The following is a 17977-nucleotide window of genomic DNA, read 5'->3' on the forward strand; positions in this document are numbered from 1 at the left end:
AATTACGGAAAACCGTATCCCTACTCTACAAGGCTTCTCCCCGCAGTCTCGCGAATACTTTCGTGTGGTTTCAACATTATAAATCAAATACTCTAAAAACAACAAAACCCCTTTCTGTTTCTGAAAAGGGTTTTCTAGTTTGCAGTTGAAAGGCAATTATAAAGTTGACCAGAACAGCTGCTTACCTTTATTAAAAGTAGTGTTTATATAACTGCAATATCTTTAAGATACTTATTATAAAGGTGTGTAAACAACAGACATCGTAGCTCCCATTTGTCTGTACGACCCGCCTTTATTACATTGGCTGTATGCATGAAATTGTTCACCTGCATTTAATATAAAAACAGCAGTAATATTAGTGAACCCTTGTCCTAAATAGTTAGATCCGTAATGCTGGGTACGCTTACCTCCTGTGGTACTTACCCCAACTGTAACTCCTCTGTAATGGCTTTCTAATGCTGTACCTTCAGGAACCTGGTCAAAGTAAGCGGTGATACTTATAGTATATAATCCTGCTTTGTTTGCCTGAAAGGTACCATTGTCAACTCTTGTCAGATAAGCATTATTAGAAAGACGGGTATTTTCAAACCATAGGATGTTTTCAGATCCATCACCGGATTTTACTGACGGGCCAGTTCTTGTCGCAACCAAAACACTAGCCGGCGTTGTGATATCTACTTTTTTAGCAACCCCGTTAGTATCCAATGCCATCAACATGTCTGTGCTGCTCATTGTGGATGATGGAACACCTCTGAACCTTACATTTCCATCTACATCAAGCTTTTGTGTAGGAGACATTGCATAGTTGGTATCATAACGTCCTATTCCCATATTCCCGTTCTCATTAATTACTGCAGCCGGCCTATCACTGGTAGAAAATGTAAGAGCTGAAGAATTGGTTGAGCCGTCTCCCCAGTAATTGGCTTTTATCCCTGCCAATGGGTAATTAGCCCCAAAAATCTTCCCGTTAAAGGATAATTTTCCAAGCTCTGTTCCCGCAGTTAAGTTATTAGTTCCCGTTCTTTCAAGATTAATCAATGGAGAATTATTGATTGCCTGAACTTTCAACTGATTACTATCAGGATTTCCGTTTTCTTTTATATGCAGTGCTGTATCAGGGGAAGCAGTCCCTATTCCTACTCTTCCATTGTCTTTAATGACAAAATCAGTGTTTGAAGATCTGGCAGTTCCGTTAGAAGATGCTCCTAATTTCACCATTGTATTGGCGGGATCATCTATGAAAGCATCGGTTGTAGGGTCCCCTACGGCGATAGTTCCCGAGTTCAGTTTTTGCCAGCGGTTCAGGTTGCTGTCAAAATAAAAATACCCGGTGCTGGTTACTTCTGCTGTCTGCCCGCCGGGAGCTGTATCAGCAGCTGTTACATACACCATTGCCCCTTGCTGTTTTTGAGTATATGTCTTTGCTCTGAGTTGTGCTCCGGTAATTCTGGGAGCAATAATACCATCGAATACATTTGTAGATGTGGGCTTACCTACCACATCCAGGCTGGCCTGAGGATCTGGCGTATTGATACCTACTTGAGAGAACACCTGAAGGCTAATTGTTAAGCCTCCAAGTAATAGAAATTTTTTTTTCATTATTTGATCATTTTGTTGGCGCAAAAGTAATGAGATAAGAGGGTACACCAACAATATCTACATACATCAATGATACACTTTCAGTAAATTTTCCATACATCAATTATGCATTTTCCCTTTATTTAAAGGGACATATTTCAAGTCTGTTTTATACTTGTTTTTAGCTATAAATCTGAAAAGTAACAGATTTATTTTTATTTCCATATTCATTTTTTTTGCATTCATTTCTTCATCTCATTTCTGGTATTACATTTAATATATTTTTCATCAGAATAATACTATTGCACTATCTTTTGTCGCAAAAAAATGCCCTGTTAAGGTTTTAAAATTTGACAAGGTTGTGAGCAAAGTACCTTTATCTTATTATGTAAAACAAAACAATAATTAATTTTTGTTATTTTGCTCTGCTGATATCGTGGAGACTTTTTGCATGAAGAGCAGTGAGAATCTTCAAAAAAAACATCATCTTTCAAAAGAAACTCTCAAATATTCCGTTTAATTCTTAAATTTGGCTTATGCGAAAGAATTTTTATTTCATCCTTATATTATGTACTCTTACCAGCTGCTATACCTATCAGGTAAAAAAGCCAGCGGATCCGGCTGCCGGCAATAATCAGGCTCCTAAAAAAAATACCGCTGCAGCTAATAGTACTTCTGCAGAAATGACAGGATCAAACCCTGCCTCGCAAAGCCTTAGCGTACAGCCTGCCCCTGTGAACATTCAGGAGAAACTGGCTGCTGGTAAAAATGTTAAAATTGAAGTTGACAGCAAAAGTTATAAGGTAATTGTTGACCGATGGGAAGGAGACAGTCTGGTAGTACACCCGGTTCGTAACGCTAAAAAAAGCCTGAAGTTCCATAAGAATCAGATCAACAGCGAAAGAATTGCAGAAAAACGCTTTTCACAGCCTATTGCTGATATTCTTACCGTTACGGCTTATGCCGCTATTGGTGTTGGAATCTATCTTTTGGTCAAATAGTTTTTAAAACTTTAATACGATACAATCTAACAAAACAGACTGCCTTGTTGAGACAGTCTGTTTTTATTATTTATTTTTTGTTGGTTACGGCCAGATCACCCCGGATTGCTTAGGGCTTGTCCATGGTTTTCCTGCAGGACTTGTACCCGGATGGGCGGCAAGACATTCACTTACCCATGTAGCACCTACAGCATGTGATTTTACTTTTTTCACAGAACAATAGGTCGTTCCGAAGTTATCTTTATACAGCTGATAGTTAGGATAAGCACCTTTAGCTACTAACTCTTCATCATTAAGAAGCTCAACATCATCACTCACTTCCGCAGGATAATCCACAATAGCACCAAGAACCCACGCTATGGAATCTCTATTATTACCGGCTACCAGACTTGGCGGAGGGCTGAGTGTGATCTTGATCGTAGATTTTGACTGATCCACAGAGAAGGAAGAAGAATAGGTAGATTCTTTAACACTTGCCAAAGGAATTCCCAAGAAAGAAAGCGTAGCAGAAGAAGACTGTTCAAAGGTTTTCTGAATGCTTTTATAATCTTCACCTGTTACGGTGATTTCTACCGTAGGATAATTGGAAATGGCCACCCCGTTCAGTAAACCGAAAGGTCCTTCAGGTCCGAACTTCATTCCCGGATCCGGAGAAAACTTGTATCCTGAGATGTGTTTTTCTTCCTCTTTGTCTCTGCTGTTGATCTGTGCTTTACGGATAGGGTCAAACCATGCCCAGTACATATTGCCGGCAATATTAAAATCTTTTGGTCCAAAGTTTACGAGGGTAACCCCTGTAAACATCATGGATATTTTGATGGAGTTTTTGCTTGTCGCAATATTTTCACTGAAATAGTTGGCATTGCCCCCAATTCCTAAGGTAAAGAAATCAAAGATAGGAATAGAAAAACCCGTTTTTCCCTCTACGGAAACTCGGAAACGGCTATCAGATTCACGGCTTACTTCCATATCGATCTGAGCGGTTTGAGATGTATTTTTAAGGCCATTTAAAATCTGGTCAAGCGGAGTGGTCACCTCAAAAGCCGGTAAGATACTGTCGTCATTCAGCAGCAGTCCGCCGTTTTCTTTTTTAGGATTCTGTACATTCTTTAAGGCTTTGGATAAGTATCCATTATTCATTGTCACATTGTTCTGCAAAGATATGGTGGCACCCAGCGCATCCAGATAACCGGCCAATACAGGGATAATAGGTTTTCCGCTCGCCGGTGTCTTATTCAGTAAGGCATCGAGGTTATCGCTTTTCTGAATCTGGTACAAAGTAGTAGCGGGATTTGCCCATTCTGTAGCAATTTTATCCATAATGATATCAATAGGCTGCATGGTGTCGGTAGCAGGAGGAAGGGTATTATAAGCAGCTACCCAGGCGTTAAGCAAAGCCATTTGCTGATCTGTAGCTCTTGTATGGGCATCATTCAGTACAGCTGTATCTTCTAATGATAGAGAATAATTGACTTTTGAGAAAGCATCAATAAAATAATTGGTAAATACCTGATCCAGCTGCACGGGTTCAGTACTGGCTCTAAGGTTGGAAGAGATCCAGTCATACGTTTTCTTGTTAAACTTCAGATTAGACGGATCCTGCCAGTAGTAAGGAAAATTTCCTTTACCGTTGATGGTGATCGCAGACAGGTCTGTACTTAAAACACTGGAAAGAATATCATTTGCTCTGTCTTTCAGTTCTGTGATAATTTGTGATGCTTCTACAAAGGGAGCAACATTTTCTGGATTTTTCATGATAATAACATTTGGTATGGTTCCTACTCTTTTTGCTGGCTTTTCGGATGCTGCCGTTGTTCAGGGTTTCGAAGCTTCTTTTGAACATACCAAAGTAACGGTGAAAAAAGAACGGATTTTAGGGTATAAATTTCCGATTTTGAAGCCGGGTATTTTTACTGTAGCCTATAGGCATTTGTACGTACGACATAATACTGACCATCAAGCCACGGAAACCACAAGGCCTGTTTTGGCCGTGTTGCTTTTGATAATCTGGGTTCACAAAAAGTTCTGGAAAAATGTGGGTTTATAAAAATCGGTACCGATAAAGGTTTTGCCAATGCCAGGCAAATGGAAATCGAAGAATTTATTTACAGACTCGACCAGATGGTGGCTCATTAACTAAGAAAACATTAAATACGAACCTTTTACACACTCAAAAACAAATCAATCCTTAAAGTGATAAAGAAAAATAACATCCCCTGTATAAGCAGGTTTTATGTGATCTTTGATCAGAAGTCTGGCCTCCACAATTGCTTTCACAGTTCCCCTGAGGTTAACCACAGATTTTACGGTTGCCTGCAGTTTTACTTCACTATTTACAGGGACAGCTTCTCCAAACTTAAGGTTTTCTATTCCGTAATTGATTTCCATTTTTACATTTCTCACATCTGCAATCTGTTTCCAGAGATAAGGAATCAGGGATAATGTTAAATACCCGTGAGCAATAGTTGATTGAAAAGGGCCTTCTTTTTCTGCCTTTTCCTGATCCGTATGAATCCACTGGTGATCCTGGGTTGCATCGGCAAATCTATTGATCTGATCCTGATTTATTGTATGCCAGTCAGAATCACCTAACATCTGCCCTTCAAGGGACTTATACTCATTAAAATTATTAATAATAATCATATCTTTTCTGAACCTTTTGAGGGATTAAATATGTACAGCTCATCTATTAAGTGTAAATCAAGTCTGCCTATTTATTTTCCGGGCATCCGGTTTTAATGTGTCAATATTCAGACCAATTGCGCCCTTATTTTCTTAAATCCCAGAAAAACCTCTCACATATAAGCAAGAGGCAAATGAACATAATGAAAATAAAAAATAAAAATAATCTACATTACATCAATGTTCTTTCAAACAATATCCAGATCCTGAAGTTTCATGAATTTTGAATGAGAAAAAATGTAAAATACGAACCTTGATATGGCAAAGAATGTTATTCTAACCTATCTGCAAGCAAGATTTTTATTATGCTAACTTTACGTTAACAGCATTTAAACCTTTATCGCTTTTTTGTACTTCAAAAACTACTTTATCGTTTTCGCAAATCATTCTCGTGTTTAATCCTGAAGAATGTACAAATATATCTTTACTTCCGTCTGCCGGAGTAATAAAACCGAAGCCCTTTGCTTCATTGAAAAATTTTACGGTGCCTTCTTGCATTGTAATTGTTATTAAAAATTGTGTATTATGATCTGTAAACGCTACAGATTTTATTTATGATATTCTGACAGGTATTGTATTTCCCATCATTGGTTGAATATTTTTAAGGTCCGGGCGCTTCACCATCTGGGGTATTGAAGAAGCCGGATCTGCAATAATCTCTACGGGATTATTCAAAATTGTTTTGGCAAAATATTTTAAACTTCCCGGCATTGTTGCAGAAAAAAGCATGTTTTGTCTTTTATGGGAAACCAGATTCAATATTTTTTTTATATGATTAATGAATCCCATTTCAAGCATCCTATCTGCATCATCCAAAACAAACAACTCAATTTTAGAAAGATCAATATGTCTCTGATTTTCTACATCAAGCAGTCCTGCGGGTGTTGCTATAAGAATATCTACCCTTTTTCGGAGTGCTGCAAGCCGGCTTCCAATGGAAACGCCCTCATAAATGGAAAGCTGGGATAATGGCAGATACTTACTGTAAATTTTTAAATTTTCTTCTATCTGTATTGCCAATTCTCTTGTTGGAGTAAGGATTAAAGTCCGTACTTCTTTATGATCCGGAGTTTGTCTTTTCAGCAGCTGCAGAATAGGCATAGCAAAAGCACCTGTTTTCCCGGCACCTTTTTGTGCAGATCCTATAATGTCTCTTCCTGCTAAAATATGAGGAATCACAGTATACTGTATCTCAGTAGGCCTGGAATATCCTGCTTCTGTCACCGCACGGATAATAGGATTGATCAGATTTAAATTTTTAAAATTCATTATAATTCCGGATTCCGGTATTTTACAAACAAACCTGCTGGGCAGAATTTGAATTGGAGTATTATAATGATACACAAAAGAGAATTCTTTTCTGCTCATCTTTTTCTTGCTTCAGCTATCATAATATCCTTGAATATATCATGGATTAACCGGCAATAACGTGTCGCTCTTATCTACAATAGAACTTTATAATCTCTTATTCCCGTAATGAAAATAAAGACTATAAATTGGTAGCTGAAAAAGCAAAACTGAAAGAAAAAAGTGATTTAAACTATGACAGAATAGCAAAGGCAGTGACCTGTTTTTATAAATGTACTGCAAACCTACAATAAAAAAAACGAACATAACTTTATTTAATTAACTGATTATCAAAAATTTATTCGTACCTTCTGCCAATTAACCAAATTGTTTGCTGACGCGGATGATTTTAAACTCCGGAATATGCAAACTTCTTCCCCCATCCCCCAACCTTCTCCCAGAATATTAGAATCCCATTCAGGCCCACATGTAAGAATTGCTTATTTCATTATGATACATCATAAACCTGAAGTATTTAAAAACATGTTTGAGAAGATCTATACAAGGGATCAGTTTTATCTTATCCATATTGATAAAAAAGCGAAACAAGAGTTCATTGAAGAAATACAACTTTATATCGTTCATTTTCCCAATGTCTATATTCTGGACAGTATGAATATAGTTTCGGGAGGTTTCAACATCGTTCAGGCAGAATTGAACGCTATGGAATTTCTCCTGAATGCAAGTAAAGAATGGGATTATTTTATCAATCTGAGCGGTGAAGATTATCCACTGAAATCACAAAATATTATCCGTAAATTTCTTACCATCAATAAAGGCAGGAATTATCTTTTTTATTATGATCAGAAGTTTTACAGACCCGACACGCTGAAAAGAATACAAAATCACTTTACGGAATTGGCTTATATGATCTCGTCTTTCATCTACAAACGATCTTTTATGAAAGATGTGATTCCTTATATAGGTGGTAAATGGTTTATGTTTACAAGAGAAACCTGCTTATTTTTAACCAACAACAAAATGGTAATGGATTTTGAAGACTATTATCTTCATACTTTTTTACCGGCAGATTCATTTTTTCAGACTGTTCTTATGAACACATCATTCAATGATATTATCGTCAATGATGATAAAAGAGCAGTACTTGAGACCTCCTTTTTTCAAAATACACAGAATACATTCAATTATATTCAATCTTTAAAATCCGGCAATCAGCTTTTTATCCGGAAGGTTAACAAAAAAACGGATGAAAGTATCAGACAATATATTGAAGAAAGTTACCTTACTCCTCTTCCCTATGTGAATGAAATTGAAAGGGAGCTGAAAAGAGATAATCGTCAAAACAACTGATTTTAACCAGCCGCCCCGAGTATTAACAGATCCTGTTCAGTGCTTTTCCCTTAAATCACTATATTTGATAGAAACATCATAAAAGCTGTTTCTCCGAATTTCAAATATGGAAAAGAAGTTGGCATCAGGACAATTGAAACTTGCAACACTGGATAGCCAGGGATTAACGCAACACGCGCCGTTCGGAACCGGAAAAGATGTGGTTCTTAAGGCTTTGGAGCACCTTGGATATATACAGATCGATACTTTATCTATGGTGGAGCGTGCTCATCATCATACTCTCTGGACAAGAATCCCTGATTTTCATGCAGATTATCTGGAGGAACTGGTAGAAGAACGTAAGGTATTTGAGTACTGGTTTCATGCTGCGTCTTATCTTCCTATGCAGGATTTCCGGTATGTTTTGCCTCAGATGCTGATGATTAAAAGAGGAGAATCCCGTTACTACAATGCTGATCACAGGGTAATGGAATATGTGAGAGACACCATTCGTAACGAAGGCCCTAAAAGAGCGAGAGATTTTGAAAATGAAAGCCATAAGACAGGAAGCTGGTGGAACTGGAAACCTGCCAAGCTGGCTCTTGAAAGACTTTTCATGCAGGGAGACCTGATGATAAGCGGACGTGCGGGAATGCAGAAAACATATGATCTCACCGAGAGGGTTTTACCTTCTTCTATTGATACTACAGAACCTACTCCACTTGAGTTTGCAGAATATCTGGTAAAAACCAATCTGAGAGCTTATGGATTTACTACATTAAAGCAGATCACTCATCTTCGGAAGGGAAATGATGTAAAGAAAGATGTCAATAAGGTCTTGCAGACAATGCTTGAAGAAGGATTGATATCTCAGGTGAAAACAGAAGGATTATCTTCTGTCTTTATGCTGAACCATGTTCTTGAAAAGACATTTGATCCCGGAGATTCCAATATCTGGCTTTTGTCTCCGTTTGATAACGCTATTATCCATCGGGACAGAATCAAACAGATCTTTGATTTTAATTTCCGCCTGGAATGCTATACTCCAAAAGAAAAAAGACAATACGGCTATTTCTGTCTGCCCATCCTGTTTGGGGATCAGTTTATCGGAAGGGTTGACTGTAAAGCGCACAGAAAGGAAAAAAAACTGGAGCTTATTCATCTGCATATTGAAAACAATACTGTAGACATAGGGTTATGGCTAAAACCTTTCGTAGAAACCGTAAAACGTTTTGCTGTTTTCAATGGCTGTGAATCTTTGGTTCTGACTAAAGTAAGTCCGTCAAAGTTGAGTACATCTGTAAAAAAAGAATTGTCCAGAGCAAAGTTTAAAAAGTAACAGACGTGTCTGTTAAAAGGATAAATCGCATTATTGAAGGTCAATAATGCGATTTATTTTTACAGGAAAGAATCCTATTAATTTAATTTCTGATTTGTTTTCTGAACAAAATCATTCCACTGCTGGTTCAAATAAGTTATTGCTTTCTTTTTTTCACCATCATTCATAGAAGAATAATTAATGGAATTGAAAACCAGTTTTTTCAGGGCTTTCACATCCAGCTCCCAATACACCTGTGTTACCCAGAAATCATAGCTGAGACCGGTATATCCATAGACAGAAGGGTCATCACTACTGATGGAACACTGTACTCCGTTACTTAATAAAACTCTTGCCGGATGATTTCTCAGATCACTTACATATCCTAAGATCTGATTACTGATCGGGCTTACCTCAACCAGCTTGTTTTGTTTTCTGATCTGCTCCATGGTTTTTGGAAAATAGATGAGATTCAGTCCGTGACCGATTCTTTTATTATTGAGAGGTGCTACATCCAGAACATTTGTATTCAACATAGAATTGCTTTCTCCGGCATGAAGGAAAAGAGGCAGCTCTACCTTATACTTTGCACTAAGTTCATTCATTTTTGCCCAGCTTTTTTCAAAAAAACTGATATGATGACCTGCTGCTTCATCCGCTACAAGGTCAAAACCTGAGATCATATCCGGAAATTCTTTCTTCATTTCAAATGCTGTTTCCAGTTGTTTCCCGATGCTTTCATTATCCAGGAATTTAAAACTTGAATAAATCAGTTTCAGGGTGAACTGCGGATCTGATTGGTGTACTGTTTTAAGAATGTCCTGCAGATCTGTAACAGAAGTTTTCAAAGGATATTTTCCCTGCTTAAAATCGTAAAGCTCATCAAAGATATATCTGATTTCTACGTGCTGAACTTTGTCTTTTATCAAATCCTGAAATCCTTTCAGATAATATTCTTTAAAGAAAGGACGGTATGGAAGCAACAGGTTAATACGTTTAAAACGTTTTTCAAATTCAATCCAATAATCTGTGTAAGAGCAAAGGTTGTCTCGTCTCAATGTAAGAAGATCCTGCAGTTCTTTTTCAAAACCGGGGTTTGAAGTAAGCTTTTTATCAAGACTTACAAATCCGTCCGGAACTTTTCCTTTTTCAAAAAAAGCCAGCTGTCCGAAAATGTACTGATCATTATCTTTCTGATCGTAAACATAGCATTCCTGGTATTTTCTGGCCGTTGAAATAATCCATTTTACGTCTGTTATTCCACCGCTATGGGTATGCAGCAAACCTCCTTTCGGCATTGCCTGAAGAATTTCAAACAGCTTGCTGCTTTCTATTAATGGTTTTAATTCATTAAAAGAGCTGTTATATAAAGATATTTTCTTTGCTTCCGAATCACTGAGAAACTGTTTACGAATCTGGAATAGTTTTTTATCCAAAGCGATTTCTTCATCAGACAATTTTATATCAGCATCAAATGCCACTAATGCATTTTCTGTCTCTGATAACGCCAGATTCTGTTGGTATATAGATTTTTCAGTCACTTTACCCTGGCCCCAAAGTAAGGGTGCTCCAAAAAGTGATATATAAATAAGGTATTTTTTCATCATAATAAATATTGGAGGAGTTTTTTGTACTATCGGCTATGCTTTAACCGTTAAAAGTAGCTTTTTACAGCAAAAATTGTGCAAAATAAAGCTAATTCAAAAATAATATTAAATTTTTAAAACCTCCAAGTCATTATAATGGAATAAAAAAGTATGTAACATCAATGCTACAGACTTATATTGATCAAACATTATTTATCATCCTTTACGGGAAAGAAGTTCTGAAATGCAGAGGAGAAAGACTGGTGTTATTTTTAAACAGTTTGGTGAAGGATTATGGATGCTCAAAACTTAGTTCGTACACAATTTTACTTATTTTTTCAATGAAACAGCCTAATTTTTAACACTTTTTTAATCTTTAGCCGTTGCACCTATTTTTAAGTTTAATTACCTTTGTCTCTGGGATGCGGAAAAGATTTTATCAATATTTGTACAGCTTGTTATTTGCGATGCTTACCGTTTTAGGATGGTATTACGGGCAAATTCAGCAGTATATTTCAACGGATATCTCTTCCGATCTTCATTTTACCACTGATCTTCTTGTTCACGAAAAAAAGAGTTTCAAAGACTCTTTTGCATTTCTTAAAAATAATGAAGCTCATGATACTTACAATGTCAGCCATCCCCTGTACAACAAAATCAGAGCTAATCTTTCTGAAAACGACAATGAAAATGACGACAACGTAGAGACCTCTGGTTCTACCGAGCTTCTTGCTCTTTTCAAAGATGGTTTCTGGCATCTGATTTCAGGTTTCGTTACTACATTTCACAACAGACAAATCGCTGTTTCACTTGCCCAATCAGAACTTTTAAAGACCTTACATGATGATCTGTACCTCCAGTACAGGGTCATCCGACTGTGATTTTATACTAATTTTTTCGAAAACCTTATCCGCTTTCATACTTTATTGTGAAAGCCGATCACTCTATTTTTTCAATTATAAATTATTATAAAACAATATATTATCATGGTCAAGAAAAGTCTCATGTATATCAACTTGTGCCTTATTCTCTTGTTTGTAAGCTGTCAATCTGAAAAAAAGGAAAAAACAGAAGCAGCGTCATTCAACGTAACAAGCCCGCTTATTAAAGATACTTTGGTGAACAAAGATTATGTTGCACAAATCCGTTCTATTAATCATATTGAGCTTCGAGCCCAGGAAAAAGGATACATCCAGTCTATTTATGTAGATGAAGGACAGTTTGTACAGAAAGGGCAGCTGCTGTTCAAAATCATGCCTAATCTTTATGAATCTGATGTAAACCGTGCCAAAGCTGAAACCAAATACGCACAAATCGAATATCAGAATACCAAAAACCTTTCTGACAAAAACATTGTTGCCCCTCAGGAAATGGCTATGGCTAAAGCAAGGTATGAAAAAGCCCAGGCCGAACTTGCTTCAATGAATACCCATTTAAAATTTACCGAAATCCGTGCTCCTTTCAATGGAATTGTAGGAAAACTACACGTACGTAAAGGAAGTCTTGTAGATGAAGGCGAGCTTGTAACTGAGCTTTCCGACAACAGCAAAATGTGGGTATATTTCAATGTACCGGAAGCTGAATATCTTAATCAGATGGATGCCAAAAAGGATAATACTCCAATGCATGTACGTTTAAGAATGGCCAATGGCAAAGAGTTTACACAAGACGGTATCGTACAAACCATAGAGTCTGATTTTGATAATGAAACAGGAAATATCGCTTACAGAGCCACTTTTCCGAACCCGAAAGGACTGTTGAGATACGGAGAAACCGGAAACATCGTTATCACCTCACCTTATGCCAATGCAATGATGATTCCACAGAAAGCGACTTTCGAAGAGCTGGAAAAGAAATATGTCTATGTGATCGGTAAAGATGGTAAGGTACATGCAAGAGAAATAAAAGTTGCTGCTGAATTACCGCATATTTACGTCGTCGCTTCAGGGCTTGGAAAGGATGACAGAATCCTTTTGGAAGGGCTTAGAATGGTTCAGGAAAACCAGAAGATCAGCTCAAAATACCAAAAGCCTGAAAAAGTAATGTCGAACCTGGATCTGTACGCCGAGTAACCCAAAAGCAGCATTATGTTTAAAAAAGTAATACACCGACCGGTTTTCGCCATTGTGATATCGGTTGTGATCCTGTTTATGGGAGGTATCGCCATGAAGCAGCTTCCTACGGAACAGTTTCCAAAAATTGCCCCTACCACAGTAGCCGTTTCTATTGCCTATCCCGGCGCGAGTGCAGATGTATTGGTAAAATCATCTTTGATTACGATTGAAAATGCCATCAATGGAGTTCAGGGAATGCGTTACATTACCACCGATGCTACCAGTGCAGGAGAAGCCACTGTGAACGTTGTCTTCGATCCCGGAACCGATCCGAATGAGGCAGTCGTTCTGGTAAAAACCAGAGTGGACCAGGTAATGCCTTTATTACCGGAACTGGTACAGAAAGAAGGAGTTGTTGTCAACCCGATTCAGCCGAGTATGCTGATGTACGTAAACCTTTACAGTACGAATAAAAGTATGGATGAAAAATTCCTGTACAACTACTCTATGGTGAATATCATCCCGGAAATTAACCGTATCCACGGGATTGCAAAATCTCAGATCCTGGGAAGCCGAAGATATGCCATGCGTATCTGGCTGAACCCTGACCGTATGCGTGCTTATGACATCTCAGTAGATGAGGTGATGAAAGCTATCGGCGAACAGAGTATCATCGGACGCCCGGGAAGAATCGGGCAAAGCTCCGGTATCGCAGCACAGTCACTGGAATATGTACTGACTTATAAAGGGCAATACAACAAACCGGAAGAATATGAAAATATTATCGTGCGTTCCAATGCCGAAGGAGAAAATGTGAAACTGAAAGATATTGCCAAGGTAGAGCTTGGAAGTGAATTCTTTGATATTTATTCCAATCTTGACGGGCATCCTTCTGCTTCCATTGTATTGAAACAAAACTACGGAAGTAATGCCAATGACGTGATCAGAGATGTGAAAGCGAAACTGGCAGAAATGAAAGGAAACTTTCCTCCGGGAGTTGATTATAAAATCAGTTATGACGTATCCCAGTTCCTTGATGCTTCTATTGAACAGGTGATACATACCTTAAGAGATGCATTTATTCTGGTGGCCATTGTAGTTTTCATTTTCCTTGGCGACTGGCGTTCTACGCTGATTCCTATTATTGCCGTACCGGTTTCTTTGATCGGAACTTTCTTTGTCATTCAGTTCTTTGGGTTAACCATCAACCTTGTTACCCTTTTTGCTTTGGTACTGGCGATCGGTATTGTGGTTGATAACGCGATTGTTGTCATTGAGGCTGTTCACGCCAAAATGGAAGACAGTAATATTTCGCCTTATAAAGCAGTAAAAGAAGTGATGGGTGAAATTGCGGGTGCTATTATTGCCATTACAGCCGTGATGGTAGCTGTATTCATTCCTATTTCATTTATGACGGGTCCGGTGGGAACTTTCTACCGTCAGTTTTCGATTACTATGGCGAGTTCTATTGTGATTTCAGCGGTAGTAGCCCTTACGCTGACTCCTGTTTTGGCCGCAATGTTATTGAAAAACCACCATGGAAAGCCTAAAAAAGCCAATATTTTCACCAAAGCTTTAGACTCATTCAATAGCGGTTTTGATAAAGTAACCGGAAAATATGCTTCATTCCTTAGAAAAATCGTAAGCCGAAAAGTAGTAACGTGGGGAATTCTGATCGCATTCTGTGCCGGAATTGTGATGATCAATAAGGTTCTTCCGGGCGGGTTTATCCCGAATGAAGACCAGGGAACTATCTATGCCATCATCCAGACTCCTCCGGGTTCTACTTTGGAGCAGACGAATAAGGTTTCCAGAACATTGCAGAAAATCTGTATGGGAGTAAACGGTGTGGAATCTGTATCATCCCTGGCAGGATATGAAATCATGACGGAAGGCCGTGGATCGAATGCAGGAACCTGTCTGATCAACCTTAAAAGCTGGAACGACCGTGATCATTCTGTAAAAGAAATTATGGAAGAGCTGGAAGAAAAATCAAAAGATCTCGGAGCGACCATTGAATTCTTTGAACCACCGGCTGTACCGGGATTCGGATCTTCGGGAGGTTTCTCTATGAGACTTCTTGACCTGAACAGAACGACTGATTACCAGGAATTTGATAAAGCCAATAAAGATTTCATCGCGCAGCTTAAAAAACGTAAGGAGCTTTCAGGAGTCTTCACCTTTTTTGCGGCTAATTATCCTCAGTATGAGCTGGTTTTTGATAATAATGCAGCGATGCAGAAAGGAGTTTCTATCGGAAAAGCGATGGACAACCTCAACATTCTGATCGGTAGTACGTATGAACAGGGCTTTATCCGTTTCGGACAGTTCTTCAAAGTGTATGTGCAGTCGTCTCCGGAATTCAGAAGGCTTCCTACGGATATTATGAATCTGTATGTGAAAAATGACCGTGATGAAATGGTGCCTTATTCAGCATTTATGACCATGAAAAAGACACAGGGACCAAACGAGATTACCCGTTACAACATGTACAATTCTGCGGCAATCCGCGGACTTCCGGCTGCAGGCTATACAACGGCAGATGCTATTCAGGCTATCAACGAAACGGCAGCTAAAACACTTCCTCACGGATACAAAGTGGCATGGGAAGGATTGTCTTATGATGAGGCGCAACGTGGTAATGAAGCGATCTATGTATTCCTTGTTGTTTTGGTATTTGTGTATCTGGTTCTGGCGGCACAATATGAAAGTTTCCTTATTCCGTTTGCGGTACTTTGCTCTTTACCGGTGGGAGTTTTCGGGTCTTTCCTGTTATTAAAAGCGATGGGACTGGAAAATGACATCTACGCGCAGGTAGGATTGATCATGATTATCGGATTACTGGGTAAAAACGCAGTACTTATTGTAGAATTTGCCGTGAAAAGACGTCAGGCAGGAGATTCTATTCTCGAAGCCGCTGTAGAAGGTTCCAAAGCCCGTTTCAGACCGATTCTGATGACCTCTTTTGCCTTTATTGCAGGATTGGTTCCGCTTGTTTTTGCAAGAGGTGCGGGAGCGATCGGAAACCATACCATTGGGGCATCTTCACTGGGAGGAATGCTGATCGGAACTTTATTCGGAGTGATAGTAATTCCCGGGCTCTACTACATATTTGCCAAGTGGTCTGATGGTAAAAAAATGATTAAAGACGAAGATGAATCTCCATTAAGCGAAGACATGATCCATTATGAATAAAAGAAAAATATATCAATATGCAGGTCTGGCAGTCTTCTTATTAAGTCTTACTGCCTGTAAACCTATAGAAATAGCACAACGTACTGAGAACAAAACTGTTCCTGAAAAATATGGTTCAGCAGAAAATGACACCATCAATACCGGAAAAATGAAATGGAATGAATATTTCAGTGATCCGCATCTTCAGGAACTGATTACCCAGGCCCTTCAGAATAATCAGGAGCTGAATATTGTCCTTCAGGAAATTGAAATGTCTAAAAATGAAATCAAAGCCAGAAAAGGTGAATATCTTCCTTCTGTAGGTTTAAAAGCCGGAGCTGGCGTGGACAAGGTAAGCCGTTACACCAATATCGGAGCCATGGAAGCCAATACTGAAATAGAGCCCGGCAGAGAAATGCCGGAACCTTTATTTGATTTTGGTGTTGGTGCCCAGGCACAATGGGAAACGGATATCTGGGGAAAGCTGCATAATGCAACAAAAGCACAGGTACAGCGATATCTTGCCAGTATTGAAGGAAAGAATTTCATGACGACTCATCTTATTTCTGAGATTGCAGATTCTTATTATGAGCTGCTGGCACTGGATAATGAGCTGGTTATTTTGAATCAGAATATTAAAATTCAGAATGATGCGCTGGATATTATCAAAGAGTTAAAAAAGAATGCGCGATCCAATGAACTGGCAGTACAGAGATTTGAAGCCCAGGTTCTGAAAACCCAAGGAATGCAGTATGACATCCAGCAGAAGATAGTTGAAACGGAGAACAGGATCAATTATCTGGTGGGAAGATTTCCACAACCCGTGGAAAGAAGTCAGAATTCTTTTGATTCTATTGTTCCGCAAGCGGTGTATGGAGGAATTCCTTCTGAACTTTTGGAAAACCGTCCGGATATCAAGCAGGCTGAATATGAACTGGCCGCTGCCAAGCTTGACATTAAAGTGGCCAAAGCAAGGTTCTACCCTTCTCTTGATCTTTCTGCAGGAGTCGGATTACAGGCTTTTAATCCACTGTATATCATCAAGCCTCAGTCGTTTCTGTTTTCTCTTGCAGGAGAACTTACGGCTCCGCTGATTAACAGAAGGGCGATTAAGGCCGCCTATTATAATGCCAATGCGAAACAGATTCAGGCAGTGTATCATTATGAGCAGACTGTTTTGGGAGCTTATATTGAGGTAGCAAACCAGTTGTCTAAAATTCATAATCTGGAAAGCAGTGTGAATATCAAAACGAAGGAAGTGAATGCTTTAACAAAGTCTATAGATATTTCCAACGACCTGTTCAAATATGCCCGTGCTGATTACATGGAAGTTTTACTAACCCAAAGGGATGCTCTGGAATCCAAATTTGAGCTTGTAGAAAAGAAAGTGAACCAACTTAAAGCGAGTGTTGCTGTTTACAGAGCGCTTGGCGGTGGTTGGGATCAGGCTCCGTTGGCAGTTCCGGATATTAAGAAAGAGTAAATCCATATTTTAATCTTGTTTTCATAAGAAGTCTATCGAAAGATGGGCTTCTTTTTTTGTTATCACCGCAGATCTAACGGATTGACACAGAGGTTTGGGATAATTTTATATGATGATTCATAATTGATGCTTGATAATTGATCATTCATCACTTATAATTCAAACCGTCCTTAGCCCTGATAGCAGCGGTTACCCCGCAGCAGAAAGTGGATTCAGCCAGGTGCGAGGAGTATGAGCGGATAGCAGGATGAAGCTCCTTATCCTTATTATCATGAAAATACAGCTATAAAATAAATAAAAAGTCTACAAAATAAATAGACTTCTAATTTTAATTTTAATTCACACATGAAAATTAACTTTTTTATTATTTTTTAACATTTTTTAACATTTTCAAACATGGAATTAATTAATTAAAAATCAAATATTTACGATTCATAAATTTCTGTCTCTTATACACTTTTGAC

The 17977-nt window shown here is 38.5% G+C and carries 14 protein-coding genes; 8 read left to right on the top strand and 6 right to left on the bottom strand.

Features of this window, described 5'->3' with window-relative positions; translation table 11 throughout:
- Positions 1 to 234: 234 nt before the first annotated feature.
- The gene (locus LIV57_RS18080; RefSeq protein WP_227943727.1) at positions 235 to 1599 is read right to left on the bottom strand and encodes a hypothetical protein; all 1365 of its coding nucleotides are present in this window, start codon (positions 1597 to 1599) and stop codon (positions 235 to 237) included.
- Between the two features lie 515 nt (positions 1600 to 2114).
- On the opposite strand from LIV57_RS18080, the gene LIV57_RS18085 reads away from it, so the two are divergent.
- On the top strand, positions 2115 to 2579 hold the full coding sequence (locus LIV57_RS18085; RefSeq protein ID WP_227943728.1) for a hypothetical protein: 465 nt from the start codon (positions 2115 to 2117) through the stop codon (positions 2577 to 2579).
- 84 nt (positions 2580 to 2663) lie between these two features.
- Here the strand turns inward: LIV57_RS18085 and LIV57_RS18090 are convergent, their stop codons facing one another.
- Positions 2664 to 4334: a lamin tail domain-containing protein gene (locus tag LIV57_RS18090; RefSeq protein WP_227943729.1), complete on the bottom strand. Its 1671-nt coding sequence runs from the start codon at positions 4332 to 4334 to the stop codon at positions 2664 to 2666.
- Positions 4335 to 4350: 16 nt separating this feature from the next.
- Between LIV57_RS18090 and LIV57_RS18095 the strand changes: the two genes are divergently transcribed.
- Positions 4351 to 4626 (top strand): hypothetical protein, encoded by a 276-nt coding sequence (locus LIV57_RS18095; RefSeq protein ID WP_227943730.1) that lies wholly within the window; start codon positions 4351 to 4353, stop codon positions 4624 to 4626.
- A gap of 134 nt (positions 4627 to 4760) precedes the next feature.
- Here the strand turns inward: LIV57_RS18095 and LIV57_RS18100 are convergent, their stop codons facing one another.
- The 3 genes from LIV57_RS18100 to LIV57_RS18110 all read right to left on the bottom strand — a co-directional run bounded on the left by LIV57_RS18100 (position 4761) and on the right by LIV57_RS18110 (position 6629).
- Complete coding sequence (locus tag LIV57_RS18100; RefSeq protein WP_227943731.1) at positions 4761 to 5222, bottom strand: MaoC family dehydratase; 462 nt, start codon at positions 5220 to 5222, stop codon at positions 4761 to 4763.
- A gap of 342 nt (positions 5223 to 5564) precedes the next feature.
- Positions 5565 to 5759, bottom strand: coding sequence for a cold-shock protein (locus tag LIV57_RS18105; protein WP_227943732.1), 195 nt, complete (start codon positions 5757 to 5759; stop codon positions 5565 to 5567).
- Positions 5760 to 5813: 54 nt separating this feature from the next.
- On the bottom strand, positions 5814 to 6629 hold the full coding sequence (locus tag LIV57_RS18110) for a DEAD/DEAH box helicase (RefSeq protein ID WP_227943733.1): 816 nt from the start codon (positions 6627 to 6629) through the stop codon (positions 5814 to 5816).
- A 342-nt stretch (positions 6630 to 6971) separates the two neighbouring features.
- On the opposite strand from LIV57_RS18110, the gene LIV57_RS18115 reads away from it, so the two are divergent.
- Both LIV57_RS18115 and LIV57_RS18120 read left to right on the top strand, forming a co-directional pair.
- Positions 6972 to 7919 carry a beta-1,6-N-acetylglucosaminyltransferase gene (locus LIV57_RS18115; protein ID WP_202839323.1) on the top strand — a complete coding sequence of 316 codons (948 nt, stop codon included), beginning with the start codon at positions 6972 to 6974 and terminating at the stop codon, positions 7917 to 7919.
- 106 nt (positions 7920 to 8025) lie between these two features.
- On the top strand, positions 8026 to 9237 hold the full coding sequence (locus LIV57_RS18120; protein WP_227943735.1) for a winged helix-turn-helix domain-containing protein: 1212 nt from the start codon (positions 8026 to 8028) through the stop codon (positions 9235 to 9237).
- 77 nt (positions 9238 to 9314) lie between these two features.
- Here LIV57_RS18120 and LIV57_RS18125 read toward each other — a convergent pair whose 3' ends face one another.
- Positions 9315 to 10823, bottom strand: a complete 1509-nt coding sequence (locus LIV57_RS18125; RefSeq protein ID WP_227943736.1) for an adenosine kinase — start codon at positions 10821 to 10823, stop codon at positions 9315 to 9317.
- A gap of 401 nt (positions 10824 to 11224) precedes the next feature.
- On the opposite strand from LIV57_RS18125, the gene LIV57_RS18130 reads away from it, so the two are divergent.
- From LIV57_RS18130 to LIV57_RS18145, 4 genes are all read left to right on the top strand, one after another.
- The gene (locus tag LIV57_RS18130; protein ID WP_227943737.1) at positions 11225 to 11683 is read left to right on the top strand and encodes a hypothetical protein; all 459 of its coding nucleotides are present in this window, start codon (positions 11225 to 11227) and stop codon (positions 11681 to 11683) included.
- Between the two features lie 105 nt (positions 11684 to 11788).
- On the top strand, positions 11789 to 12874 hold the full coding sequence (locus tag LIV57_RS18135; protein WP_227943738.1) for an efflux RND transporter periplasmic adaptor subunit: 1086 nt from the start codon (positions 11789 to 11791) through the stop codon (positions 12872 to 12874).
- 15 nt (positions 12875 to 12889) lie between these two features.
- The gene (locus tag LIV57_RS18140; protein WP_202839316.1) at positions 12890 to 16051 is read left to right on the top strand and encodes an efflux RND transporter permease subunit; all 3162 of its coding nucleotides are present in this window, start codon (positions 12890 to 12892) and stop codon (positions 16049 to 16051) included.
- Positions 16044 to 17513: a TolC family protein gene (locus LIV57_RS18145; protein ID WP_227943739.1), complete on the top strand. Its 1470-nt coding sequence runs from the start codon at positions 16044 to 16046 to the stop codon at positions 17511 to 17513. Before LIV57_RS18140 ends, LIV57_RS18145 begins: the two co-directional genes overlap by 8 nt.
- Positions 17514 to 17977: the final 464 nt, after the last annotated feature.

Source organism: Chryseobacterium sp. X308 (genome assembly GCF_020733145.1).
Lineage (GTDB): Bacteria > Bacteroidota > Bacteroidia > Flavobacteriales > Weeksellaceae > Chryseobacterium > Chryseobacterium cupriresistens.